The sequence below is a fragment of the Clostridium sp. 001 genome (genome assembly GCF_019056555.1).
Taxonomy (GTDB): Bacteria; Bacillota; Clostridia; order Clostridiales; family Clostridiaceae; genus Clostridium_B; species Clostridium_B ragsdalei.
In genome coordinates, this window is the sequence record NZ_CP020473.1 from 258247 (window position 1) to 284819 (window position 26573).

Consider the following 26573-nt stretch of genomic DNA (forward strand, 5'->3'; position numbering starts at 1 on the left):
TTAAATTGCGTCCATGCTGGGTGCACCATAATAAAAGAGACCTTCCTTCGAAAGTCCCTTTTATTACATAAGCATTATATATGACTAATAAACTAAAAAAGAACCACTAGGGTTCTCTCATGTCAATATAACCGTTTACTTTTAATTATAAACAGCTTAAATATAGTAACATCTTCCCCTCCGAAAGAATTAACAACATATCAGGCAGGCTTCCTGGCTCAGATTCATCTTACTCCCCTGTCTTCCCAGATATAAAAATCCAGTGACATAATTAGGGTTTCATCCTCCATACAGTAACGGTGGGCTGCAGTGCTTTTTACACTTTTCCTTTTAACTATCGCATTTGACAGCACCTAATACTAAATATTAAATTTTTATTATCTTTATATTAAGGTTAGTACATAATTTTTCAAAAGTCAACATAATCTTCTATAAGGAATTCTATTTTGCTCATAGAATTTTTTATGAACCAAAATACCTATATGCCTATTTAAGCTGTAAAAATAACTGTATATTTATTTTTAAATTATATTAACTTGTTTTTCCAAATTGTTAAATTTAATTTTTTGAGGTAAAAAATCACAGAATATCTTTTTGTCATTTAAAGTATCTCCGTCATAACCGCTGTTAAAGTATGCAAGTAAAGTATTTTCATCAATACAATGAATCCATTTCTCTAAGCTATCACTAAATTCAAAATCTTCTTCAAATATAGTATCGTCTTGATACATACTTATAATGTTATACAAATACATATCAAGCTTTAGAACTTCATTAATATTTTGAATATTTATTCCATCTTGTTCCACAATTTCTTTTTCTTTTAATGAATAAACATCATAATAATTTTCAAGTTCTTTATAAAATCCCACTACTTTTTTGAGATACTTATAAAAATATACATTATTAATTTTTACTTTTATTTTATTACTTTTATTTAAATAAGAAATCAATCCTGGTTTATATTCAGAAAACTGCGTCTGATAAAAATAATGATTCATAAAAAATCCTCCCTTAAAAAAAAATTCCTTTTAACAAAAGCGTTAAAAGGAAATAGTATAAAAAAGTTTGATTAGTCATAGAAAATCTAACAAAACTATCATTATAACACTCCCCCTATCACTCGTAGAGATATTTGTGTAAAATATAGGTAGGTCTTCTGACTCAAGATTCACCATTTTAGTACGCCTTCCCAATATTTAAGTGGCATAATGTACTAAAACTCCTCTATTACAGCTACGGGATAGTTCAGGATTTTCACCTGATTCCCTTTTAATTAATCAAATTAGATTAAACCCATATTTATCTTTATAGAACTTAATTATAATTTATACCTATTACAGTTTAATGTCAATCTCCAAATACATTTTTTTAGCTTTAAAATATAAGATGCTTCTATTTGATGGAATAGGATTAAATTTAGTTGAAGGCAAGTATACATTATTGAAAATTTATGAGTTTTGCTAGAAATATTAGCAAAACCCATCTTATAAAAATCTTTTATTTATTTGACTGAACAGGTATATCTATAATATCTGAAAGGGGATTCATATTTTCAAGGCTGTCCCATACAAATGCCTTTAATTTATATATTCCCTCTTCTGGAAGCTTCATAATACCTGTCAAAATAGATGAATCTCCATTTTTTATTGTCTGTTTTCCACATACATAGTTGATGAATTTAGCACCTTCATCATATAGTGCTACTATAAGCGATTCATCCTGATCCTTACCTGAATTATTTTCTGCCTTTATATATACTCTTGCATCATCACCTAATTTAAATGAACTATCCTTTATAAGATTAGTTATCTTTATTGGTTTTGGTGTGTTATTTTCCGTAACAGTAATTGTACACTGTGCTTTTGCGTCCTTGTTGTCTTCGGATACCGCTGTTATAGTTACTGTCCCTGCCTTTAATGCCGTTACCTTTCCATTTTCATCTACTGCTGCTACCGTAGAATCACTGCTTGACCAATCTACCTTCGTGTTAGATGCATTCTCTGGTGTTACAACTGCTGTAAGCTGCAGTATATCTCCTTCTGTCAAGTTAGCTTCCATTTTATCTAAAGCTATAGATTCTACTTCTTTTATGCCCTGACCATCATCTTTAAATGTTGTTATTGTATCTCCATCTTTTAGTTGTGTATCCTTTTGATTATAAGTACTGTTGTCACCATTTAAAGTGTAACTCCAAAACTGCGTATCATCTTTTGACATTAAAGCTCCTGCTGCTAGAGAAGATTTATCAAAATCTTGTCCATGCTTTTTTAAACCTTCCATGATTGCAGCATTAATAGAATTATTATTCAATACAGTAACCTGTTCACTGAAACTATTATCCTTTTGCACATTTTTTACAGTTACATTTACAAAATCATTTTGAATTGAGTCATAACTAGGCAATAAATCATCATAATTTTTAGCATAAAAAAATAATAGATAATCTCCATCTTTTACACTTTGAGATTTAGGATAATTTTTAGGCGTTGTATAATTAACTTTATACATCCATCCACTTTGAGATCCATAATTACAATCATCAGTGCCATTTTTCTGTCCAGCTATGCTATCTACCATTCCGGTATCTTTAACTTCTACATCTAACCCTGTGGCTTTCAATACATCTTCAGCAGTGGCATTTCCTTTTACTTTAATTTGCTGTGGACTAAAAAGATTTTCATTATACATTCCTACTACTGCTGCATTAACATTTATATCATTACTATTTTCATCTGCAAAAACACTTCCTACATTTATTCCTATCATACTCACTATCATCATAAAGGTTATGAATATGGATATATATTTTTCTCTTCTCTTATTTTTAAATTAAATTAGCAGTAAATGTAAAACACCAGGTTAAAAAACTCTACTTAACCTGGCATTCATCTAAAACTTTTAATTAATCAATAAAGAAACTTACTCTTATTTTATAGAAGCAACTGTCTTAATATCCAGAACATTAGCTGCATTATTAACATCAGTTTGAATAGCTTCCAATTTTTCTAATTGAGTTTAATTATTATAAGCTATATTTGTTTTATTTGCATGATTTGTCATTTTCGATATATATGTTGGTTTACTGTTCCAATTATAATATCAATATTTAAGTGTTCCATCTGGAAGATATCTTGCTAGTCCCAAATCACATTCACATACTATTGAAAACTAATAGATCATTAGGCAGATCAAATAAAGGTATCAGATAAAGGTACTGGCTATATAATAAAATTCTACCACAGATCACTGTTAATATAAGATGGGATATCTACAAATCTCAATGCTAATATTGCGTCACATATAAAGTTGTAAACAATTTTATCTTAAGATTTTATTTTATATTTCTAAAATTTTATCTTATTTCACCTCCATAATTAATAATTTGATACTGTTTATCTTTAGGATTTACTCTAAATATCACCTCCTCAAAAGGGTAAAATTACAATATATCTGTCTATTTTTTATAGTATCTAAACAAAAGAGACCTCCTTACGAAGGTCTCTTATATAACATAAGCTTTATAATCTAAAAAAGAACCACTAGGGTTCTCTCATGTCAATATAACCGTTTACTTTTAATTATAAACAGCTTAAAATAGCAACATCTTTCCCTCCGAAAGAATTAACATCATATCAGGCAGGCTTCCTGGCTCAGATTTATTTTACTCCCCCTATCTTCCCAGATATAAATTCCAGTGACATAATTAGGGTTTCATCCTCCATACAGTAACGGCGGGCTGCAGCGTCTTTTACACTTTTCCTTTTAACTGCTTAAAAAACAGCACCTAATACTAAATATTAAATTTTTATTATCTTTATGTTAAAAATACATATATTTCCCAAAGTCAACATAATTTTCTTTGAGCTAATTCTATCTTCTTTGAGCTAATTCTATCTATGATTGATTTGTGATAAGTCTTAGTATACCAAAGTTGATTATGTTCCAAATATATAACTAAATATGAATTTTCATATTTAATACATATTTTAAAAATAGTTAGCATTCTCCATAGTCTTCAGTAAAATATAAAATCCCTATTTTTCTAACTTTATAATTGCTTATTACATTTCCTGTTGATTTGTCATACAAATTATAACCAACAATAGTGTAAATCATAGCATTTTCTTTATCAAGAATGTTCTTATCCATATTGTACTGTCCTTTGTTGACATGTACAGTTCCTTTAAATGCTCCCACTGGATATCCGCTCACAAAAATATATGTTCTAATAGATATAGAAGGGGTTATGTGACTTATAATAAATCCCCCAATAATTATTATAAAAGAAGATAAAATTACAATACCTTTTCTCGAAAATTTCATTGTCCTCCTCCTTATTACAACTTATAATAAAGTTTATACAGAATATAAACTTTATTTTCTTCATTTATCCACCGCCCCCAGCATAAATATACCAATAGTCAATCTTTTTTGAATACTTATGTTTCTTAGCAACACTATATGAATCTAAACCAATGCCTGGATTTTTACAAAAATATAAAGTCCCATACTGTTGGTCAGGAATTGGTCTTTTACAAATTTCTGTTCTAAATGCTTTAATAAAATACCCTCTAAAAAACAAGTCTGTTCTTATAGCTCTTTCAATTGTGGAATGAGTAAAAATATCAACTCCAATATATCCTACCATGATAACAATACATATTAATATTATTTTAATGGACCTATGTTTCAATTTTATCCCTCCTTTCATATTGAAAATTTCTTAGGCGTTTGCGAAACGCTACAACCCGTATAAATGCGGTGTATTTTTTGTTACAAAACAAAATAACTCCTCACTGATTTATGGTAAAATTGAATTGCAAAGAAACAAAATCACCATATACCTCAGAAAGGAGTTATATATTTATGATACCATATAAACAGCTTTCTTTGGCAGATATTTTTTCTGATTGCAAAGAAAAATTTGAAAATAACAAGCCTCAGTTTCTTTCTTTACTTGAAAATACTATTAACCTTGATGATTTAATCCCTGCTTCCTTCATAAATCATTTTTATGCTTCTACTGGAAGGCCCCGTAAATACAGTCTTTACGCCATGCTCCGTGCTTTGATTTTGCAGCACATTTTTTCTATTCCTACGGATTCCCTTTTGATTATTTTTCTTAAATATTCTCAAGAGTTAAGGGATTTCTGCGGTTTCCTTAAAGTCCCTGATGCTTCTAAATTCACACGTTTTAAACAGGATTTTATTCTGGACTTACAATTGATATTTGATAATCTCGTTGATATTACTGAACCAATATGCCAGCAAATTGACCCCAAACTTGCTTCTATGACTATTTTTGATACTTCTGGTATCGAAGCTTTTGTTACTGAAAACAACCCTAAGTATGCTAACCGCATCATAAAACAGCTTAAGACTTTTAAGAAAGTACATGCTTTAGATGATTCTTATGATCCTTATAAAGCTGCCTATGGTTCTATGCCTCCACACGCTTCAGCTAATCCGGCCATTCAACAAATGTACATTAACGGTCATTTTTGCTATGCTTTTAAATTTGGCATTGTAACCAACGGACTTGGTATTGTAAGAGATATTTCATTTTACAATCAGGATTTTCTAAAAGCACATCCTGATATTGTTATTGAGAAAAAATCTGATTCACCGGATGAAGATAAATCTCTTGCTGATTCTAAAGCTCTTATACCTGTTCTTATGGATTTCTTTGCAAAACATCCTTTGATAAATCCAAAAATCTTTTTAGGTGATGCTGCTTTTGACAGCATTCTGATTTATCGATACCTTTTGCATGATTTGAAATTTGAAAAGGCATTCATTCCATTAAAAACTAAACTTGCATCAAAAGAATTCGACTGCCCTTTAAATGAAAATGGTATTCCATGCTGTCCTTATGACCATTCGCTTCCAATGAAACGAGAAGGCAGTAAAACACACTTACGTTCTGGAATTCCATCAATGAAATTCGTATGTCCCAAAATGAAATGGGTATACAATAAAAAAACTAAAAAGAGCAAACGTGTAACTCTATGTGAAAATCCATGTACAAAATCTTCTTGCGGCAGAATGTTTTACATTTATCCTGAAAAGAATCTTCGTGCATATCCTGGAACTACTCGTGGAACTCTCCAATGGGAAAACACTTATAAAATCAGGACTGCTGTCGAGAAAAACATCAACCATTTCAAAGGCAGTTATTGCGTTGCGGATCGTAAGACACAAAATGAGCTAACGCTTCATTCTGACTTACTTCTAGCCGGTATAACTCAGCTAATAACAGTTATTGTAGCAAATAAAATACATAAAAATGAATATATTAGAAGCCTAAAACCATTAATTGCATAAATTTTATTTGTAAAAAATAGAAACCCAACTTTGCTTTATTTCGTGCGCCCTTTTTTATCAATATGGCTATTTCAAATCATAAAAATTTGTCTTTAAACTTCTAACAATACTTTTGCAACTTCTAAACATCTTTTATTCATTTTTATTAGCGAGTTTCGCAATTACCTATGAAAATTTCTATATTCAATAAAATTAAACAATTCATATCTTTAATTTATGGGTTTTGCGAATATCTCTAGCAAAACCCATCTTAAAAGTCTTTTATTTATTTGACTGAACAGGTATATCTATAATATCTGAAAGGGGATTCATACTTTCAAGGCTGTCCCATACAAATGCCTTCAATTTATATATTCCCTCTTCTGGAAGCTTCATAATACCCGTCAAAATAGATGAATCTCCATTTTTTATTGTCTGCTTTCCGCATACATAATTGATGAATTTACCGCCCTCATCATATAGTGCTACTATAAGCGATTCATCCTGATCTTTACCGGAATTATTTTCTGCCTTTACAGATACCTTTGCATCATCACCTAATTTAAATGAACTATCCTTTGTAAGGTTAGTTATCTGTATTGGCTTGGGTGTGTTATTTCCCGTAACAGTAACTGTACACTGTGCCTTTGCATCTTTATTATCTTCAGATACTGCTGTTATTGTGGCTGTTCCTGCTTTTACTGCTGTTACCTTTCCGTTTTCATCTACTGATGCTACTGTCTTGTCACTGCTTGACCAATCTACCTTTGTATTTGTTGCATTATCTGGTGCTACAGCTGCTGTAAGCTGCAGTGAATCTCCTTCTGTCAGGCTTGCACTTGTCTTGTCAAGGCTCACCCCTGTTACATTTACCGTTTGTGATGGTGATACCTTTTTCTCTGCGGCAGTTAACTTGTCCACTGTTTCCTGTTTCATGGATAATTTTTGTGCATCACTTAAGGCATCATACAATTTCTCTACTGCATCAACCTTGTCTTTATCAGCTGAAATAAGCTTGTCTACATCCAGTGCTGCTATTTCGTTATTTACCGGCACTGTAGAATTCTTTACATCTGTACAGTCAAATATTGAGTTTCTACCTTCATAATCCCTTACAAGTGAATCTATACCCCTGCATATCTGCACTGGATCATAAGTTAAATTGTCATATTGGGTAGTTTTATTTTTGGCATCAAACCCTTCAAGTATAGCACTAAATATGGTATTGCCGTCTTTTACAAATTTCTTGTCAAAAACATTAGCATGTGCCATTCCAAGTGTCATATACACCTGTGCATTGGTCCACGGGTTATTTAAATCAAAATCGCCATCACTTGTATGACCACCCCAGAAAGAACCAGTATAAGTCTGAGAATTTGAAAATTGATCAAGTGCATAATCCATGGCCTGTTTTACATCGTAATACTTGTCTCCTTCTTTTGCATTTGCATTATAATACGCTGCAATTGGTTGTAACGCCATAGTCCACATATCAGCTGAAGAATTTGCTGATATGTGAGACCCATCAGCACCTTTTCCGTTGTAAACATTCTTAGCACCATCATGTGTACTTTCTTCCATATAATTTCTGTCAATATGGTTTCCATCATTTAGCACATGATCAATATAATTATAAGAAGTTAATGCATAATCTGCATATGCTTCTGAAAACATCAGGCCTGCTGAATGTAAATAATTTTTATTTGAAATTATATCTATTAAATCATAAGCTTTTATATCCCTGGGGTCATATCCTATAGATGTAATTGCCAGAACTAATTTTTCCCATTCTGTCATCTTTACATCTTGATCTCCAATTTTTGCATCTTTCATCCTCTGAAGTTCACCCTGTATGCCCTTAAACCAATCGTCATAGTAACCACTTCTTATACCTGTGTATCCAGATCGGGCTGATGAAAATACATTCCAATCATCATCATTTAGTACAATAGTACCTGCCTTTCCCGGAGCATCAGCTTTATCTCCCTCCCACTGAAATACGGGCACAGTTTTTTCCTGTCCAACACCTACTTTGCTGTAAATTATATTTTCTACTTCTTTTGCATCTTCAATCTGCTGCTTTTCTTCATCCTGTGTAGGTGCTACCGCACCATTGTCAAGGAGTTTAGCAGTTGAGGGAAGTACTTTACCAAGTACAAACTGGTAATCTTCATTTTGATCATAGTTTATTTTTAGTTTGCTAGAATCAATTGTTAGTGGTACATTTCCTATAGTTGGTGCATTAAAAAATACATCTCCACTGTAGGCTGCAGTAACATTATACTTGCTTATTAAATCGGCATCTTTATCAGATTCTGGAACCACCTTAAAAGTCGCTGTCGTTTTAAGGCAGTCATCTGTAGTTTTAAAAGGTTCAGTTCCAGGTACAAATATTCTGTTTGGGGCTGTTGTCTGCACATCTACTACTACCTTTGTTGCTATCTTAGTTGAACTATCAGAATTTAGGTAAGGGTAGCCATCATTTACATAAGGATCTATCTTCCAGGTCTTGTTAAACTCAAATCCAAGCTTAGTATAGCTGTCTTTATCTTTCATCTGTGCTGTAGTATATCCTACAGGATTTCCCATAAAAGAAGTACTTGAAAATCCCAGTACATCACTGTCATATGCACATGTCGCTGTTTTAATTTTGCCACTTGCATAAATTGGTTCACGAGATACTTTTTTTTCATTTTCTAAAAATTTACCATAAAAATAACAATTTTTGATTTCTGAGCCAGGCTCAACACAAATTCCTGCAATATTTCGTGAAAATAAAGACTTAGTATCAAAAGTAACATTACTACAGCAGTTATCTGTATATCCATTTATTAGATTCCAGTTATCATCAAAACATCCACTATTACCAACTATCCCTGCTAAAGTTGAAAATCTACCAGCATCAACTTCAATAGTTCCTGTGCTGCAGCAGTGGGTAATTGTTCCACAACATTCATTTGCAATTACTCCATAAAATACATCATCGTTATCATCTAAAATTATTTTACTTGTATCTTTTATGTCTACATTAGCATCAACCTTAACATTCTCCACAATTCCATCTTTCCATACAATTCCAAACAACCCTGAAGCTGCATCTGTATAACCACTTATAGTATGAAACTTTCCATCAAAAGTACCATCAAAATTTTTATTGTGAGAGGTAAGCGATTTTAAAGGAACATTTGATTTACTTATATCAATATCCTGTGTCAAAACAACTTTTTTACCTGAATAGTCTATGCCATTATCGATATCTCCCCTGAGTTTGTTCAAGTCATCTACTGAACTTACAGTGTAATTTCCATCTTCATCCTGAGTTAAAGACGGCGTTGATGCCAATGGTGAAGCATCTGCCGCAACCGTATATGGTGCAAATGTCATCAACGTAAATATAAGCATCAAAGCAAGACTAATCTTTTTCCATACCTTTTTCATTTTGTCTCCTTTCTAATTTTTCTAAAACTATGTAATAAATACCGGGTTAAAAATACATCTTAACCCGGTATCAATCTAAAACATTTGCTTAATCAATTAGGGAAAATCTGCTTTTATTATAAAGCACTAGCTGCAGCATTAACAGCGTCTTGTGTAGCTTGTAATGTCTCCAATTGAGTTAATGCATTGGTATAAGCTGTGTCTGTTTTATTTACATGATTTGCCATTTTTGCTATAAGATTTGTTTTATCTGCTCTTCCACTAAAGAATGCAGGAGTTGCAGTTGTATTCCAATTGTAAGTTCCATATTGTTGGTTAAGTGTTCCATCTGGTAAATATCCTGCTAATCCTAAATCGCATCCTGCTGCTGCTGAAAATTCCCAGCGTATTGCAGCACCATCCGGTACATTAGCTAATGTTGTACTTCCATCATAATAAGTTGAGTTAGCATGATCTACATTATTAACTGTAAACATCCAGCCTGAAATTCCATCACATTCTTTTTCACTTAAATAATTTGCATCGGTAACAATAGGCTGATTTGGTATATTTGTCCTGAAGACAATACCTTTAGTTACAGTTTTAAGTTCTGTCTTAAAATCAGTCAGATAATTATTAGTAAATGCCGATTGATTATCTGTAGTATCCTTAAAACCTGTTACATAGCTACCATATTTGCTTGAAACTATATTTACATTTCCATCACCTACAGCCTGCTTTGTAGCATCAGCAATGGTATTCGTATCACTGAGTGTAACTTTTACTGGCTGTAAAATAGGTGCTTCTCCTAAAACATTTTTCTCAACATCCACATAGACAGTCTTTGTTGGAGCAGCATCAGCTTTTACACTATTAAAAGCTGACGGTGCAGCTACAACTCCCAAAGTTAATGTTGTTATACATAGTGTCGCAAATAATTTGTTTTTTAATCTTCTAATCATTTTATACACTCCTCCAAATTTTTAAATTTTTAATTGTTGCTTGTCCAAATTTAAAAGACAATGATAAAATTTTTACACTTTTATATCGATCACCTCCTAGAAAGTTAAATATAATAGCAATCATATTTTTAACCTTTGTGAAAAATAAACCAGGTGGTAATTCAGGTGAGATTAGATTAACGTAAATAAATATATATTTGTGTAAATAAAAGATAAAAAGAGACCCTCTTTCTTTCGAAGGTCTCCAGTATACGACATGAATTTATAAATATTTAATGTAAACAGATGTTACTGGCATTGAATACTTACCTTTCCCACCGAAAGAACCATATATGTTTGTAACAGGCAGGTCTACTGGCTTGGTATCATCTTACTTTTCACACCTTCCCAAAGATTATATCTTCAGTGGCATTCTGTGAATTTCATCTTCCTTACAGCAGCGGGGGCTGCAGTGGTTTTTCACCACTTTCCCTATTAATTCCTAAAAAAGAAACCTATTCAAAATTATCATTTATTTTACAATTGTCATTACCTTTACAGTACACCAACTCCACTTATTTGTCAATAATTTATAAAAACTTTATTAAATTAGTGTAAATTTCAATAATACAACACAATTTTCTATAAACAGAGTTCTTGACATCAGATAAATTTTAATGCTAAAGTTTATCCTAAATACTGTTAAAATGTCTATTGCTTATTTAACTCAGCGTTAGTTTTAGGATTTATATTAATTTCTCCAAAAGTATCCTCATACTTTTCTACTGATTTCGTAAGCATCATACAAACACTTTTTGCCTGCTGCGGACTCATAAATATCTTCACACTATCTTTTACATCTTTTTTATACACCTTCATAAAATCTAACTGAAAATCATATACACTTCCAGAAAGCTCTAATCTATTTGAATATAGTTCCTTTTCCTCTTCCAATTTTACATTTTCATCCATAGGATTCACCCTTACCTTTCATATTTTTTATTCAACTTATTTTTACAATTCACTCTATCTAATCACCTTCCTTTTTGTACTCGCCTGTCTAATCTACTGCATTTAGTTCTTTCATTGATGACGGAGGGGTTATTCTAAAGTAAGAACAAATCTGATGACTTACTTGATTGTCCATAAACAGCGTTCTTGTCATCAGATAAATTCCTGTAAAATAAAAAGAGACCCTCTCCCTTCGAAGGTCTCTATATAACATAATTTCCCATAATGGTTAATAACTAAAAAACATCTCTGTTCTTTCATGTTAATATAACCGTTTACTTTTTCAATAAACATAGCATTGTCTTCCCCTCCGAAAGCATCACCGACATATCAGGCAGGTTTCCTGGCTCAGATTCATCTTACTTCCCTGTCTTCCCAGATATAAAAATCCAGTGACATAACTAGGGTTTCATCCTCCATACAGTAACGGTGGGCTGCAGTGTTTTTTACACTTTCCCTTTTAACTATCAATTTGACAGCACCTAATAGTAAAAATATTAAATTTTATTACCTTTATATTAAGTTTAGGGCAAAAATTTTGAAAAGTCAACATTATTTTCTCAATAAATCCATTATTAAACATTTTAATCTTCTTGAATTTCAAGTACTCCCATAGGACAAGCTTTAACACAAATACCACATGCCATACACTTACTTGGATTAGGCTTGTCTTCTACTTTTACAATAATACCTTTTGGACAGGCTTCTACACATGTACCACAGCCAGTACAAGCTTTTTTATCTATCATATATATTCCCTTAGCATTTTGTTTAATTGCCTCTTCAGGACATTTTTTAGCACACACTCCACATTGATTGCATACTTTTAAATCTACAGATCCATCTTTTCCTTCATCAATCTTAATACAAGAATTGCCGTAGGTTTTGTAAAATGCCTCGGAACAAGCCATTTCACAACTTAAACAAGACATACATAAAGACTTATCTTTAACAACTAATTTTTTCATAATACATTCCCCTTTAAACATTATTTATATATACTTTGTACATATATCTTAATTATACAAATATATAAGGTATATATCAATACCGCAAATTTTATGCCTATTATTTTGGTTTATATCAACGAATCTTACTTAGTGGGAAAAGCAGATATCCCAAATCTTTGATTTGGTGATAGTCGCTTTCGCTGTGTGCGTGGGAGTGTTACAGTAGGTAGCCATCAGATAAAATAAATGTACAATAAGATTGTCAAAATAAAGTAAAAAGTACTTAAGTGCAGGAGGGACTGCTGTTAAATACTTTTTATTTTAGAGTTTAGGGTTTAAATAATTAAATTTATTTCAAAACTATATTAATTTAAGAAGCAATTTATATGCCAATTCTTCATCTTGCAATATTCCTACTTAAAATTATAAATTTTATCCGATGCCTACAACCGTAGTACCCCCATCTTCTTATAAAGTGGGGGATATTAGAACTCTTGAGCTTCAGCGATTTAGAGTTCTTATGCTGTGCATAACGGCTGCTACACCCCTAGATAACTATTTCCCCTAAAGGATAACGCCTTCTAAGTGCTAAAGCACTAAGAATCCTGTTAATAAGTTTCAGTAGGAGAAAAAAACTCCACCTGAAACCAAGAACTCTGTTTATCATTTTGAATATTTTTCTCGTACCATATTGATAAATTACTTTAATTTAGTTTTATTTTGATACTGATAGATTCATCTATTTAAATATTTTTATCCGATCGTTACCATTGCTAACACCCCCATCTTCTACTAAAGTGGGGGAAGTGCCTAACTTCTTCGCCCAATTACCTTTTAGATAATAGAAAGCCATACAAAGTGCTGTTGTAGCCCAGGTTATGGGATATGTAATTGCTACTCCCCGAACATCATGATAGAAATGCATTATAGTAAAGAGCAATACAATTCTAAGTACGCATATATTAGATAATATAATTGCCATTGGTGGAGTCGCTTTTCCTGCGCCTCTTATAGTATCGCCCAATACTTCCAAAATAACATAAATCCAATAAAATGGAAATGACGTACTTATTATTCGAATTCCATAATCAATTACCATACTATCATGATTAAATATTCCAAAAGCTTGGCGTCCAAATATCAACAAAAGCGTACTTGATACTATGGTTACCCCTATTCCCATTAGTATACATACCTTGGCTCCCTTTTTTACCCTTTCAATATTTCCTGCACCCACATTCTGCCCGGAAAACGTTGTAATTGCTTGTCCAAAAGCTACAATTGGAAGATAAACAGGTAATTCCACTTTAAAATATGCAGTAAATGCAACAATTGCATTTACACCAAGGCTATTAATATGATATTGTGCCAAAACATTGGACAATGTTATTACAATACTTTGAAACCCTGACGGTATTCCAATTTTAAGAATAGGTAACAGTATTTCTTTATGTATTCGTATTTTTCTAAATTGTAATCTATATTCGCCCTCTAAATGTGTCAAATAATATAATATCAATACAGCAGTTACAGTCTGCGATAAAAGCGTTGCCCATGCAACCCCATTAACACCATTTTGAAAAATAGCTATAAACAATGCATCCATTAATACATGAACAATCCCACCAAAAAGTTGTATATACATTGGTGTTTTGGAATTACCCATGGCTCGTATAATACCGGAGCCCATGTTATAGGTAATAATTGAAATGAGGCTTAAAAAATAAATTCTTATATAGGAAACAGCCGATTTCAATATTTCCCCTGGAACATTCATCCACTTTAAAAAATATGGTGCACCTATATAGCCAATAATAAAAAGCACTATTCCTCCGAGAAAACTCAATCCTATTGCCGTATGTATTGCATCTTTTAATTTCTCTTTTTTCCTCGATCCAACAATATTAGCAATAACAACACTTGCTCCTATTGACATTCCTGTAAAAAATCCTACCAAGCAGGTGACAATCAAGGAACTAGCTCCAACTGCTGCTGCAGCTTCTTTGCCAAGATAATTCCCAACAAAAATCAAATCAACTGTATTATATAATTGTTGAATCAAGTTGGATCCCAAAAGCGGCAGTGCAAAAAGTAGTATCTGTTTCCATATAATGCCGTCTGTTAAATTAATACTCTTTTTCAAATTATTCATTATATTCAACCAATGATCTAGCTAATTTCTTAACCATCCGTTCCTTTTGCCCCTTCTTTGTGATTTGGATTTTCTCCATAGGCCACCATGGAATCCCCTTTAATGATACATAAACTAGCCACCTGATAAAGTAATATTCCGTCCATTTCAGCAGTGCAGGTTTCCAAAACATTGCCAAAATAATCTTTAATGTAACCTAATATTTCCCCTTTTCTAAAATTAGCACCTGCTTTTTTCGTTGGATACCAGCAGCCTGTGTGTTCAGCATTTTTGCAGATCACATTTCCCACATCAACAGGATGATAAGTTCTTTTAGAAACCTCCCCCTGTAAGACTTTTAAGTATCGCAGCACATTTCTAACATCTTTTTTTCCCAATTCCACTTCTTCTTTCGACCACCGTCCCATACAACCTCTCTCAATCAAAATACTAGGAATTCCACAGGAACCAGCATAATTATAAGAACCTCCACTGCCACAAGGAGACTGCACCAAATAAGGAACATTTATCACTTCAGCCATACCTTTTGCTGCTTTAACGACTTCTGGAACAGCCACTCCTACACAATATACATAGGGTGTTAGCTCTTCATACCCATCTCCACAGTGAAGATCAATATAATAATCTGCATTTTTTTGAAATTCTGTTACAACCGTATGACAGATTCTATCTGCAGTTGTTCCCTGTGCATTTCCAGGAAACTCTCTATTTAAATTTTTACCATCCTCATATACCATACTCATAGTCCGATGTTCGAATCCCGTCCTATTCATCAAATGTAATATAATAAGATTTCCTGTTAATTGTGATGGTAAAATCTCATTAGCTATTTCAATGGCTGTCTCAATTCCCACATATTCTGCATTATGCACTCCTCCAGAAATGAATACTGTTTTTCCTTCCTTTTCTCCACAAATAATGGTAACTGCAAGTTCTATATCCGTTCCCTTTACTTGTACATAACCTGATACTTTTTCTCCAGTTTTGGCACACATATTTCCTACTTTTAATATTTGCATTAATCAATGTCCCCCTGTCATAGTTAGTCATCGAATAAATGACAGGTCACTAAATGACCTTTTTCTATTTCTTTTAATTCAGGTTTTTCCTTAAAGCATATATCTTTGCATTTTGTACATCTGGAATTAAAACTGCAGCCTGGCTGTATATCAGAAGCACTTGGCGGCTCACCTTTTATTATTTCTACTTCAGTATTTTCTCTTTCTTTAACAGAAAACACTGATGCTAAAAGTGCCTTTGTATATGGATGGACTGCAGCAGTAGTAAGTCTATCACTGTCAATTGTTTCAACAATACGTCCAAGATACATCACGATAATTCTATCACTGATATTGCTAACCACTGCTAAGTCATGACATATAAAAATATATGATAGTCCCTTTTCTTTTTTCAAATTTATAAGAAGCTTAAGCACCTGTTCCTGCACGGAAACATCTAACGCAGAAGTAGCTTCATCACATATTATAATTTCGGGTTCCAAAGATAGAGCTCTTGCTATTGCAACTCTTTGCTTTTGTCCTCCACTTAGCTGATGGGGATATCTGTTCATAAATTTATCACTGATCCCCACCATTTGAAGGAGTTTCTTTGTCTTCAATTCAGCATCAACTTTATTCATAAGTTTAAAATTTAAAAGTGGCTCACTTATAATTTGTCCAATCCTCATACGGGGATTGAAGGATTCAGAAGGATCTTGAAATATCATCTGGAGTTTTCTTCGATTTTGTCTAAGCTCTTCCCCCTTCAACTTTGAAATATCTCTCTTATTATAAATAATCTCTCCTGAAGTCAAAGTTTCCAAATTGGTAATTACATTTGCTAAAGTACTTTTACCACAGCCGCTTTCTCCAACTATCCCCAAACATTCTCCTGAATATAGTTTTAAACTTACATTATCAACTGCAGTTAACTTTTTTCCATCCTGCAAATCAAATTGCTTTACAACATTCTTTATTGTCAATATTGGTTCTTTCTCTTGAAGCAAGATTACATTCCTCCAATTCAGGTATTGCTGATAAAAGTTTTACAGTATATTGGCACTTTGGATTGTTTATCACCTCATCCTTATTTCCCCACTCAACCAATTCACCACTTTGCATTACTCCTATTTTATCGCACATATAAGATGCTACTCCCATATTATGTGTAACTATTATTATGCTTGTATTGAAATTGTCTCTAAGTTCCATCATTTGCCTGACCACCTGTGCTTGTACCGTTACATCAAGTGCACTGGTTGGCTCATCTGCCAATAATATTTCTGGTTCCATAGTCATGGCTATGGCTATACCTACTCTTTGCTTCATACCTCCACTAAGTTCAAAAGGATAAGAATTCATTATACGCTTTGTATCAGGAAGTCTCATTTTTCCAAGCATATCAACTGCTTTGTCATATGCATCAGCTTTTGAAATATTAAAATGACTTCTTATGCTTTCAATGAATTGATTACCAACTTTTTTAATAGGAGTTAATGATCCTCCTGCATCCTGAAAAACAATAGCCATTCTATTACCACGTATTTCTTGCCATTCTTTCTTAGAATACTTAAGAATATCTTTATCCTTATAAATTATATTTCCTGAAGAAATAGCAGCTCCTTTAGGCAAGATACCTAGTACGGCACGTATAAGTGTTGATTTTCCACTGCCGCTTTCACCAACTATTCCTACTATCTCCTTACTTGCAATTGACATGCTTATATTTTTTACAACAGGTTCTTGCATACCGTATTTTATTGATAAATTATTTATCCTTAAAATCTCTTTGCTCGTCATTTTATGCTCACCTTATTATCTAATAAATAATAATCAACAGGATACATTGTTACTCCACTAACAGTATTTTTACTAACTACATTAAGCATTGGCGTAACAAGAAATAAATTAGAGTTATCTTCCAACAATTTCTGCTGTACTTTTGTAGCAATATTGCCTCTTTCTTTAGTATCTTTTTCAGTTTTAAGCTTATCAATAAGAGAGTCTACCTCTGCATTACTATATTTCCCATAGTTTGCATTTCCATTGGTTTTAAAATATAGTTCCAAGAAGGACTGTGGATCTCCTGAAGTTGCAGTATTTACACTGTACAAACCCAAATCAAAATTTCCGCTTTTTAATGCTGGATCAATAACCTCATAGGATTGTAACTTAGTTCCTATGCCAATTTCTTTAAGATTCGCCTGCATTGCTTGTGCAATTATAGGAAGCTCTGAACGAGTTGTATAAAAGGCTAAATTCAGTTCCACTTTCTTACCATCTTTCTCCAGTATACCATCACCATCTGTATCTTTATATCCTGCATCGCTTAAAAGCTTAGCTGCTGCTGCTTTATCATGCTTATATCCTGTAAGGTTCTTATTCCCATAAGGCAAGGATTCTGGAAAAGGTCCAATTGCAGGCACAGCACTATTTTTAAGAAGTGTTTTAGCATAAGTATCTTTATCAACTGCTAAGGAAATAGCTTTACGTACTGCTGGATCTTTTAAGAACTCATTATTTAAATTTTCATAAGACATTATTATTCTTAAACTAGTTATTTTATCTATATTGTACTTAGATTTATCTTTGAATAATGACATATTATTACTTGGAATGTTTTGTGCTACATCGATTTCTCCTGATTGAAGCGCCATTGCACGAGTATTATCATCTTTAATATACTTAAAAGTTGCTTTATCTACCTTAGCTTTATCTCCCCAATAATCTTTATTTTTTTCTACTACTACATTTGAATTTGGAGTATAGGATTTAACCTTAAAAGGTCCTGTGCACACTGGAGCTTTAGCAAAAGTATCTGCTGGAGCACTGGAATCTACTATTATTGCTGAAGAATCTGCCATATTCGATAAGAATGCTTCACTTGAACTTTTAGTTTTTATAGTTATATCTTGTCCATCTGCAGTCATAGAATCAATAAGTAATATTTCTCTTGTTCTTGGATTCATTTTCAATGTTCTTTCAAGGGATGCTTTTACAGCCTGAGCAGTAACTGGTTTGCCATTATCAAATTTAACTCCTTTTCTAATGTGAAATTTCCAGGTTAAGTCATCTACTCTTTTCCAGGAATCAGAAAGTAAGGGCTCTATTTGCATATTCTTATTAAGCTTTACTAAGGTTTCTCCTGCACCAAACATAGAAACAAACCAACCGTTCCATTCAGAAGCTGGATCCAAATTACTTGGAAACTGATTTGTCCCAAATGTAATGCTTTTGTTGTTATCACTACTGCCTTTATCAGCAGAGTTTCCACCTGTACAGGCTGAAAAGCTTGTACATAATAACACTGATGTAAATATTAATGCTAATTTTCTTTTTAATTTAAATTTCATTTGTGTTCTCTCCTTTTAATATTCATTGATTAGGATCTAATATATCCCTTATACTGTCTCCCAGTAGATTAAATATCATTACAGTTATAAATATTGCAGCACCTGGATATATCATAAGTCCCGGTGAAGTCTGCATGTAATTTCTGCCTTCATTAAGCATGTATCCCCATTCAGGAGTTGGCGGTTGGGCCCCAAGACCTAAAAATGAAAGAGATGATATTTCAAGCATCATAGTTCCTATGTCCATAGCAGCTATTACAATAAGCGATGGTATTATATTAGGTAATATATATTTTAAAATTATTTGATATTCTTTAGCACCTCCCATTTTAGCTCCTTTAATGTACTCCTTTTTTCTTACAGACATTACTAAGCTTCGACTTACTCTTGCATATTTAACCCAATTCACTACAACTAAAGCTATAACAACATTCATCGAACTAGGTCCAAGCACTCCTGCAATAGCTATAGCAAAAATAATACCTGGAAAAGCAAGAAAAATATCAGAAAATCTCATTATAATTGTGTCAACTATACCCCCAAAATATGCGGCTATTGTTCCCAATGCTGTTCCAACTATAAATATTATTATAACTAGACAAAAAGTCATTTTTAGAGAAGTGGATGCTCCATATAACAATCTTGAAAGCAGACATCTTCCAAGGTTGTCTGTACCTAATGGAAACTTACTGCTTCTACCTTGAAGTGCATTGGTCATATTTGTTTTAAACGGATCATGAGGAGCTATGTAGTTCGCAGATAAACTTATTAAAATTAGAACTATCGCTAACATACATAGAAATATAAACAACTTATTTCTTTTTATAAACACTGTAAAGTTTTCCATGTTAAGCCCTCTTTTCCAAACGGATCCTTGGATCTAGAAAATAATATGAAATGTCTACAACCATATTAATTAGTACATATATAACTGTCATCCATACAACATATCCTTGTATTACTGGATAATCTCTGCTAAATATAGCTTCTACAGCTAACTTTCCAACTCCAGGCCAGGAAAAAATAGTCTCAACTATAGCTGTTCCTCCAAGTAAAGATCCTAGAGATAACCCTAGTAAAGTTACAATTGATAATAATGAACTCTTTAAAACGTGCCCAAACAGTATTGCTCTATCTTTAATCCCTCTAGCTTTAGCTCCAATTACATAATCCTGGGATATTTCTTCTAGTATAGCCGCCCTAAGCTGCCTTGTATATTTTGATGCCATTGCAATTGTCAAAGTAACCGCTGGTAGTATAATACTTTTCCATCCTGTGTCACCCACAACCGGTAAAAGTTTAAATTTAATTGAAAATATATACATAAGTAATAATCCAACCCAAAATCCTGGCATAGATATTCCAAAAAAAGATATAATTCTAATTATATAATCTAATACCTTGTTTTTATGTAATGCTGACGTAATACCCAAAGGCAGTGCTATAAGCATCATCATAACAAGTGATGCACCTGCAAGCTTAAAAGTAGCTGGCAGAGCTACTAATATTAAATCTAACACGGGTCTGCTGTATTTATAGGAGGTACCAAAGTTTCCTGTAAATACACCACCTAGCCAATGTAAGTATTGAAATAAAAAAGGATTATTTAGTCCTAATTCTTCTCTAACTTTTTGTACAAGTTCTGGAGAAGGGGTTACACCTGTTGCACTAAGCATCAAGAGTGCTGGATCGCCTGGAGAAAAATATGTAAGTGCAAATGTTAAAAAAGTAATTCCAAATAAAACAGGTACTAAATGTAATAACCTTTTCATTATGTATTTTCGCAAATTATTTTTTTCACCCTTTCCTGAAAATTGTAAAAGTACTTATAGAGTAATTTAAAATGCTTCACAGCAATGACCTACAAAATAATTATTTGCAGGTCATTGTAATATTACATACTTTTCTTAGCCTCTATGAGCATTTCATTAGACTTTTCCATAAATTCCACAGCTTTTTGTATTAACTCAGCTGTTTTTACTTTGTCCATTGCTTTTGATTTTTCAGCCCAATTTTTAAATTCCTCTTCATGGGATCTATTGTGTTCAACCCAATGATCCAACAATATCTTTAAAGTTTTTTCTTCCTTATCTAAATCTGAACTGCAATCTTTTAATTCTTCACCTACAGCAGCATGATCATGGCTGTGTTCACATTTATCACCACTGTGATTCTCAATATGATGGTATTTATATTCATGTTCTCCATTAAAAATCATAAACGTATTCACCTCCTTTCAGTCTTTTGTTGATTTAGGCGTTTGCGAAACGCTACAACCCGTATAAATGCGGTGTATTTTTTGTTACAAAACAAAATAACTCCTCACTGATTTATGGTAAAATTGAATTGCAAAGAAACAAAATCACCATATACCTCAGAAAGGAGTTATATATTTATGATACCATATAAACAGCTTTCTTTGGCAGATATTTTTTCTGATTGCAAAGAAAAATTTGAAAATAACAAGCCTCAGTTTCTTTCTTTACTTGAAAATACTATTAACCTTGATGATTTAATCCCTGCTTCCTTCATAAATCATTTTTATGCTTCTACTGGAAGGCCCCGTAAATACAGTCTTTACGCCATGCTCCGTGCTTTGATTTTGCAGCACATTTTTTCTATTCCTACGGATTCCCTTTTGATTATTTTTCTTAAATATTCTCAAGAGTTAAGGGATTTCTGCGGTTTCCTTAAAGTCCCTGATGCTTCTAAATTCACACGTTTTAAACAGGATTTTATTCTGGACTTACAATTGATATTTGATAATCTCGTTGATATTACTGAACCAATATGCCAGCAAATTGACCCCAAACTTGCTTCTATGACTATTTTTGATACTTCTGGTATCGAAGCTTTTGTTACTGAAAACAACCCTAAGTATGCTAACCGCATCATAAAACAGCTTAAGACTTTTAAGAAAGTACATGCTTTAGATGATTCTTATGATCCTTATAAAGCTGCCTATGGTTCTATGCCTCCACACGCTTCAGCTAATCCGGCCATTCAACAAATGTACATTAACGGTCATTTTTGCTATGCTTTTAAATTTGGCATTGTAACCAACGGACTTGGTATTGTAAGAGATATTTCATTTTACAATCAGGATTTTCTAAAAGCACATCCTGATATTGTTATTGAGAAAAAATCTGATTCACCGGATGAAGATAAATCTCTTGCTGATTCTAAAGCTCTTATACCTGTTCTTATGGATTTCTTTGCAAAACATCCTTTGATAAATCCAAAAATCTTTTTAGGTGATGCTGCTTTTGACAGCATTCTGATTTATCGATACCTTTTGCATGATTTGAAATTTGAAAAGGCATTCATTCCATTAAAAACTAAACTTGCATCAAAAGAATTCGACTGCCCTTTAAATGAAAATGGTATTCCATGCTGTCCTTATGACCATTCGCTTCCAATGAAACGAGAAGGCAGTAAAACACACTTACGTTCTGGAATTCCATCAATGAAATTCGTATGTCCCAAAATGAAATGGGTATACAATAAAAAAACTAAAAAGAGCAAACGTGTAACTCTATGTGAAAATCCATGTACAAAATCTTCTTGCGGCAGAATGTTTTACATTTATCCTGAAAAGAATCTTCGTGCATATCCTGGAACTACTCGTGGAACTCTCCAATGGGAAAACACTTATAAAATCAGGACTGCTGTCGAGAAAAACATCAACCATTTCAAAGGCAGTTATTGCGTTGCGGATCGTAAGACACAAAATGAGCTAACGCTTCATTCTGACTTACTTCTAGCCGGTATAACTCAGCTAATAACAGTTATTGTAGCAAATAAAATACATAAAAATGAATATATTAGAAGCCTAAAACCATTAATTGCATAAATTTTATTTGTAAAAAATAGAAACCCAACTTTGCTTTATTTCGTGCGCCCTTTTTTATCAATATGGCTATTTCAAATCATAAAAATTTGTCTTTAAACTTCTAACAATACTTTTGCAACTTCTAAACATCTTTTATTCATTTTTATTAGCGAGTTTCGCAATTACCTATTTTGTTGATTAATACTTACAAGCACATATACTAAACATGGGTGCTGTTCTATAAGCTACTTTTTCTTCTTCTGTATATATTTTGTTTGAAATATCTTCTTCAATAATTATTTTTTCAAATCCACATTGAGTCAATGCCCTTTTATCCCATTCAGGACGCAGTTCATACGTCAGTGGAAGATTCCTTGCAATGTCCTTACACTTTGATCTCTGTTTCTCATTGGTTTTACAATCATAACCCATATCAACAGCCAATTTTATATCCTTTGTATATTCTTCTTCAAGTTCAGGTTTTGCCAGCCTTAAATACCAATTTGCATCAAATATAAGTAATTTCCCGCTTTTTTTTAAAAGGCTAAACCAATTTTTGTAAGCCTTTACAGGTTCCTTTAAAGTCCATGTAACATTTCTATTCACTATTAAATCAAAACTTTCTATAGGTAAGTCTAAATTTTCCACATCGCCTTTCATAAATTTAACCTTTACTCCGGCCAACTGTGCATTGGATTTAGCTTCCTCAAGCATACTTTCAGAACAATCCACAGCAGTTACATCATATCCCATTTGTGACATGATTATTGCAAAAAAACCCGGTCCTGTACCTATGTCTAATGCTTTTACATTATCTCCCGCCTTATTTTTAATTATTTTACTCCAGGCTTCTCTTTTAAAACTGTTTATATCCTCACTTATCATTTCACTATATGTATTTGCCCGATTGTTCCAATAGCTTTCAATTTCTCCCATTAAGTTCCCTCCTTGTGTAGAAAATTTTCATTTTTATGTATATATTTAGTTATATAGCAAATTTTATACCAAACATATTAGCCCTATTTTTCGTGATTTAAGCTAAAAAAATCTCAAAGCGATACCCTTTTTGTATCACTTTGAGATTTTTTATCATTATGAAACTATTTTAGTACTTACTTGTAACCTAAATTATATTTCTCTTGTTTGGATTGTCTATAGGAACTGAATTCAATAAGCTTTTGGTATAAGGATGTTTTATTTTATAATTTTCATTTGTATTGTCTATCACTTCAACTATACTTCCCCTGTACATGACAAGAATTTTGCTGCATATATATTTTACTGCACTTATATCATGGGAAATAAAAAGTATTCCAGTACCTTCTAAATCATTCAACTTTTTTATTAAATTGAGTATACAAGCTTGAGTGCACACATCTAAGCTGGATATTATCTCATCACATATTAGAAACTGAGGATTTAAAAGAAGTGCCCTACATATATTAATTCTCTGTCTCTCCCCTCCACTTAAAGCTCCTGGATATTTATATAACAATTCCTCCTCTAAATTTACAAAAGAAATTATATCATCTATTTTAATTAACTTTTCCCTGCGTGATATATTAAAATGATTATCTAAAGGTTCCATAAGGGAATCTAAAATTTTCATGTTGGGATTTAAGGAAGTAAGAGTATCTTGGAATATTATCTGGCTTTTTCTTCTAAACTCCTTTAAGCTGTGCCTATTGTACTTCCATATATCCTCTTCATTGAACTTAATAACACCCTCTGTAGGCTTTTCAAGTCTTATAAGAAGTCTGGAAAGTGTACTCTTGCCGCATCCACTTTCTCCCACAAGTCCTACAATTTGATTTGAATCTACTGAAAAGGAAACATCATTTACGGCCTTTATGGTTTCATTTTTACTTTTTACAAGGAATAATTTGGTTTTATATATCTTAGATAGATTTCTTGCCTCTATTAACATACTTCTAATTCCTTTCTATCAAAGGTAGCCTTTATAAGGGATATTGTATATTTATGTTTAGGATTATTAAATATTTCAAACACATTTCCTTTTTCAACCAAATCACCTTTTTGCATTACAAATACATAATCTGCAATTTCTGCTACAACTCCGAAATCATGTGTAATAATGAGTATAGTAGTATTGAATTTTTTCTGAATTAATTTGAACTGTTTCAATATTTCCTTTTGAGTAGTAACATCAAGAGCTGTTGTAGGCTCATCTGCTATTATAATATCCGGTTCCATAAAAATAGCTGCAGCTATCATCATTCTTTGCAGCATACCCCCACTTAACTGAAAAGGATACTGATTTAATATAACCTTTGGATTTTTTAAATTTAAGCTTTCAATTATAGTACAAATCTTGTCATTGAATTCTCCTTTTGTAATATCCATATTGCTAGATATTAAATCATATAGTTGATTTCCCATAGTTATGGATTGGTTAAAACAATTTATTGGATTTTGAAATATTGAAAAAATCTTTTTTCCCCTTATTTTTTTCATTTCACTATTATTTAATTTGGATATATTCCCATTGTTAAATATTATGCTGCCATCTTCTATAAAGGCATTTTTAGGTAATACATTTATAATTGACATTACTGTCATGGTTTTTCCGCTTCCACTTTCACCTACAATACAAGTAACTTTACCCCTTTTTACTTGAAAGTCAATTCCTTTTACAACTTCTTTTATACTATTTTTAGTTTTAAATGCAACTTTCAAGTTTTTAACTTCTAAAATATTATCCATTTGATACCCCCAGAATTCATTAGCTAATTAGCTGATGAAGTTAGACTATTTCACATTTCACTGTTCTATGTCCCTATATTTTTCTCTACACATAAGTAACTTTCTTTTTTAAATGTTCACCGATAAAATTAATGCAAAGCATTGAAGTTACTATAGTAATACCCGGGAATACAGCTACCCACCACGCTCCTGTCATTATGTCATTTTGAGCATTGTTTAACATATTTCCCCAGGATGGAGTTCCTGGAGGCACTCCTATTCCAAGGAAGCTCATCGAAACTTCCATAAATATGGACTGTGCACAAGTTAAAGTGGCTATTACTATAATTGCAGGCATACTATTTAAAAGCATATGCTTTATTATTATTTTCCAAAGTGGTGTAGACATTACTATAGCAGACTTTACAAAGTTTTTATCTCTAAGCTCTATAAATTGTGATCTTACTATTCTAGCAGTAGGAATCCATGCAGTACATCCAATTACAAGTATAATACTCACAATTCCTCCCCTTATTATTGTCTGTAATGCCAGCATGATGATAAGAGTTGGTACAGCTAAAAATATATCTAAAATTCTCATCATAAAATTATCAATTTTACCACCTGAATATCCACTTATTCCTCCATATATAATTCCTATAATAGTGGATATAATTACTGATATAAAGCCTACACTGAGAGATACTCTTCCGCCATAAAGTACCCTTGAGAACACATCTCTTCCCATGGCATCCGTTCCCATTATGTGGCCAGTTCCCGGTCTTTGCAGTACATTGCCAAGTTTCACTTCCACAGGATTGTACTTTGATATAAATGGAGCAAATACGGAGGCTAATACTATAATGCAAAGAAGGATAACCCATATTAGATACCTTTTATTTTTCTTCAT

Annotated in this window: 20 protein-coding genes, 2 pseudogenes and 5 riboswitches; of the genes and pseudogenes, 2 read left to right on the forward strand and 20 right to left on the reverse strand. The window is 32.5% G+C overall.

Annotated features, from left to right (window positions below):
- Positions 1 to 185 precede the first annotated feature (185 nt).
- A riboswitch (cobalamin riboswitch) is annotated at positions 186 to 372 on the reverse strand.
- A gap of 149 nt (positions 373 to 521) precedes the next feature.
- From B5S50_RS01185 to B5S50_RS01200, 4 genes are all read right to left on the reverse strand, one after another.
- Positions 522 to 1001, reverse strand: a complete 480-nt coding sequence (locus B5S50_RS01185; RefSeq protein WP_065079289.1) for a hypothetical protein — start codon at positions 999 to 1001, stop codon at positions 522 to 524.
- Positions 1002 to 1131: 130 nt separating this feature from the next.
- Positions 1132 to 1315: riboswitch (cobalamin riboswitch) on the reverse strand.
- A gap of 185 nt (positions 1316 to 1500) precedes the next feature.
- A complete protein-coding gene (locus tag B5S50_RS01190; protein ID WP_217302871.1) occupies positions 1501 to 2769 on the reverse strand; it encodes an Ig-like domain-containing protein in 1269 nt (422 codons plus the stop codon).
- A gap of 851 nt (positions 2770 to 3620) precedes the next feature.
- Positions 3621 to 3806: riboswitch (cobalamin riboswitch) on the reverse strand.
- Positions 3807 to 3999: 193 nt separating this feature from the next.
- Positions 4000 to 4326 carry a hypothetical protein gene (locus B5S50_RS01195; protein ID WP_217302872.1) on the reverse strand — a complete coding sequence of 109 codons (327 nt, stop codon included), beginning with the start codon at positions 4324 to 4326 and terminating at the stop codon, positions 4000 to 4002.
- A gap of 64 nt (positions 4327 to 4390) precedes the next feature.
- The gene (locus B5S50_RS01200) at positions 4391 to 4696 is read right to left on the reverse strand and encodes a hypothetical protein (RefSeq protein WP_065079292.1); all 306 of its coding nucleotides are present in this window, start codon (positions 4694 to 4696) and stop codon (positions 4391 to 4393) included.
- A gap of 173 nt (positions 4697 to 4869) precedes the next feature.
- Between B5S50_RS01200 and B5S50_RS01205 the strand changes: the two are divergent.
- Positions 4870 to 6214: pseudogene (locus B5S50_RS01205) on the forward strand (transposase).
- A gap of 374 nt (positions 6215 to 6588) precedes the next feature.
- Here B5S50_RS01205 and B5S50_RS01210 read toward each other — a convergent pair.
- The 12 genes from B5S50_RS01210 to B5S50_RS01265 all read right to left on the reverse strand — a co-directional run bounded on the left by B5S50_RS01210 (position 6589) and on the right by B5S50_RS01265 (position 21346).
- Positions 6589 to 9744 (reverse strand): Ig-like domain-containing protein, encoded by a 3156-nt coding sequence (locus B5S50_RS01210; RefSeq protein WP_217302873.1) that lies wholly within the window; start codon positions 9742 to 9744, stop codon positions 6589 to 6591.
- A gap of 116 nt (positions 9745 to 9860) precedes the next feature.
- Positions 9861 to 10685, reverse strand: coding sequence for a hypothetical protein (locus B5S50_RS01215; protein ID WP_065079294.1), 825 nt, complete (start codon positions 10683 to 10685; stop codon positions 9861 to 9863).
- A 326-nt stretch (positions 10686 to 11011) separates the two neighbouring features.
- A riboswitch (cobalamin riboswitch) is annotated at positions 11012 to 11198 on the reverse strand.
- A gap of 177 nt (positions 11199 to 11375) precedes the next feature.
- Positions 11376 to 11636, reverse strand: a complete 261-nt coding sequence (locus B5S50_RS01220) for a DUF3467 domain-containing protein (protein ID WP_065079295.1) — start codon at positions 11634 to 11636, stop codon at positions 11376 to 11378.
- Positions 11637 to 11990: 354 nt separating this feature from the next.
- Positions 11991 to 12176: riboswitch (cobalamin riboswitch) on the reverse strand.
- A gap of 83 nt (positions 12177 to 12259) precedes the next feature.
- Complete coding sequence (locus B5S50_RS01225; protein WP_065079296.1) at positions 12260 to 12643, reverse strand: 4Fe-4S binding protein; 384 nt, start codon at positions 12641 to 12643, stop codon at positions 12260 to 12262.
- Between the two features lie 721 nt (positions 12644 to 13364).
- Positions 13365 to 14777: an MATE family efflux transporter gene (locus tag B5S50_RS01230; protein WP_254306664.1), complete on the reverse strand. Its 1413-nt coding sequence runs from the start codon at positions 14775 to 14777 to the stop codon at positions 13365 to 13367.
- Between the two features lie 29 nt (positions 14778 to 14806).
- Positions 14807 to 15796, reverse strand: coding sequence for a M14 family metallopeptidase (locus B5S50_RS01235; protein ID WP_065079297.1), 990 nt, complete (start codon positions 15794 to 15796; stop codon positions 14807 to 14809).
- A 23-nt stretch (positions 15797 to 15819) separates the two neighbouring features.
- Entirely contained in the window at positions 15820 to 16782 is a 963-nt protein-coding gene (locus B5S50_RS01240) for an ABC transporter ATP-binding protein (RefSeq protein ID WP_065079298.1), read from the reverse strand.
- Positions 16727 to 17575 (reverse strand): ABC transporter ATP-binding protein, encoded by an 849-nt coding sequence (locus B5S50_RS01245; RefSeq protein ID WP_065079299.1) that lies wholly within the window; start codon positions 17573 to 17575, stop codon positions 16727 to 16729. The genes B5S50_RS01240 and B5S50_RS01245 overlap by 56 nt, the downstream gene beginning before the upstream one ends.
- Positions 17572 to 19128, reverse strand: coding sequence for an ABC transporter substrate-binding protein (locus B5S50_RS01250; RefSeq protein ID WP_065079300.1), 1557 nt, complete (start codon positions 19126 to 19128; stop codon positions 17572 to 17574). Before B5S50_RS01250 ends, B5S50_RS01245 begins: the two co-directional genes overlap by 4 nt.
- A gap of 22 nt (positions 19129 to 19150) precedes the next feature.
- Positions 19151 to 19975: a nickel transporter permease gene (nikC, locus tag B5S50_RS01255; RefSeq protein WP_065079301.1), complete on the reverse strand. Its 825-nt coding sequence runs from the start codon at positions 19973 to 19975 to the stop codon at positions 19151 to 19153.
- Between the two features lies 1 nt (position 19976).
- Positions 19977 to 20915, reverse strand: a complete 939-nt coding sequence (gene nikB / locus B5S50_RS01260) for a nickel ABC transporter permease (RefSeq protein WP_065079302.1) — start codon at positions 20913 to 20915, stop codon at positions 19977 to 19979.
- Positions 20916 to 21022: 107 nt separating this feature from the next.
- A complete protein-coding gene (locus B5S50_RS01265; protein WP_065079303.1) occupies positions 21023 to 21346 on the reverse strand; it encodes a hypothetical protein in 324 nt (107 codons plus the stop codon).
- Positions 21347 to 21523: 177 nt separating this feature from the next.
- On the opposite strand from B5S50_RS01265, the pseudogene B5S50_RS01270 reads away from it, so the two are divergent.
- Positions 21524 to 22868 (forward strand): annotated as a pseudogene (locus B5S50_RS01270) (transposase).
- 290 nt (positions 22869 to 23158) lie between these two features.
- Here B5S50_RS01270 and B5S50_RS01275 read toward each other — a convergent pair.
- The 4 genes from B5S50_RS01275 to B5S50_RS01290 all read right to left on the reverse strand — a co-directional run bounded on the left by B5S50_RS01275 (position 23159) and on the right by B5S50_RS01290 (position 26573).
- Positions 23159 to 23896: a class I SAM-dependent methyltransferase gene (locus B5S50_RS01275; RefSeq protein ID WP_065079304.1), complete on the reverse strand. Its 738-nt coding sequence runs from the start codon at positions 23894 to 23896 to the stop codon at positions 23159 to 23161.
- 187 nt (positions 23897 to 24083) lie between these two features.
- On the reverse strand, positions 24084 to 24887 hold the full coding sequence (locus tag B5S50_RS01280) for an ABC transporter ATP-binding protein (protein ID WP_065076670.1): 804 nt from the start codon (positions 24885 to 24887) through the stop codon (positions 24084 to 24086).
- The gene (locus tag B5S50_RS01285) at positions 24881 to 25684 is read right to left on the reverse strand and encodes an ABC transporter ATP-binding protein (protein ID WP_065076669.1); all 804 of its coding nucleotides are present in this window, start codon (positions 25682 to 25684) and stop codon (positions 24881 to 24883) included. Before B5S50_RS01285 ends, B5S50_RS01280 begins: the two co-directional genes overlap by 7 nt.
- Before the next feature lie 85 nt (positions 25685 to 25769).
- The gene (locus tag B5S50_RS01290; RefSeq protein WP_217302874.1) at positions 25770 to 26573 is read right to left on the reverse strand and encodes an ABC transporter permease; all 804 of its coding nucleotides are present in this window, start codon (positions 26571 to 26573) and stop codon (positions 25770 to 25772) included.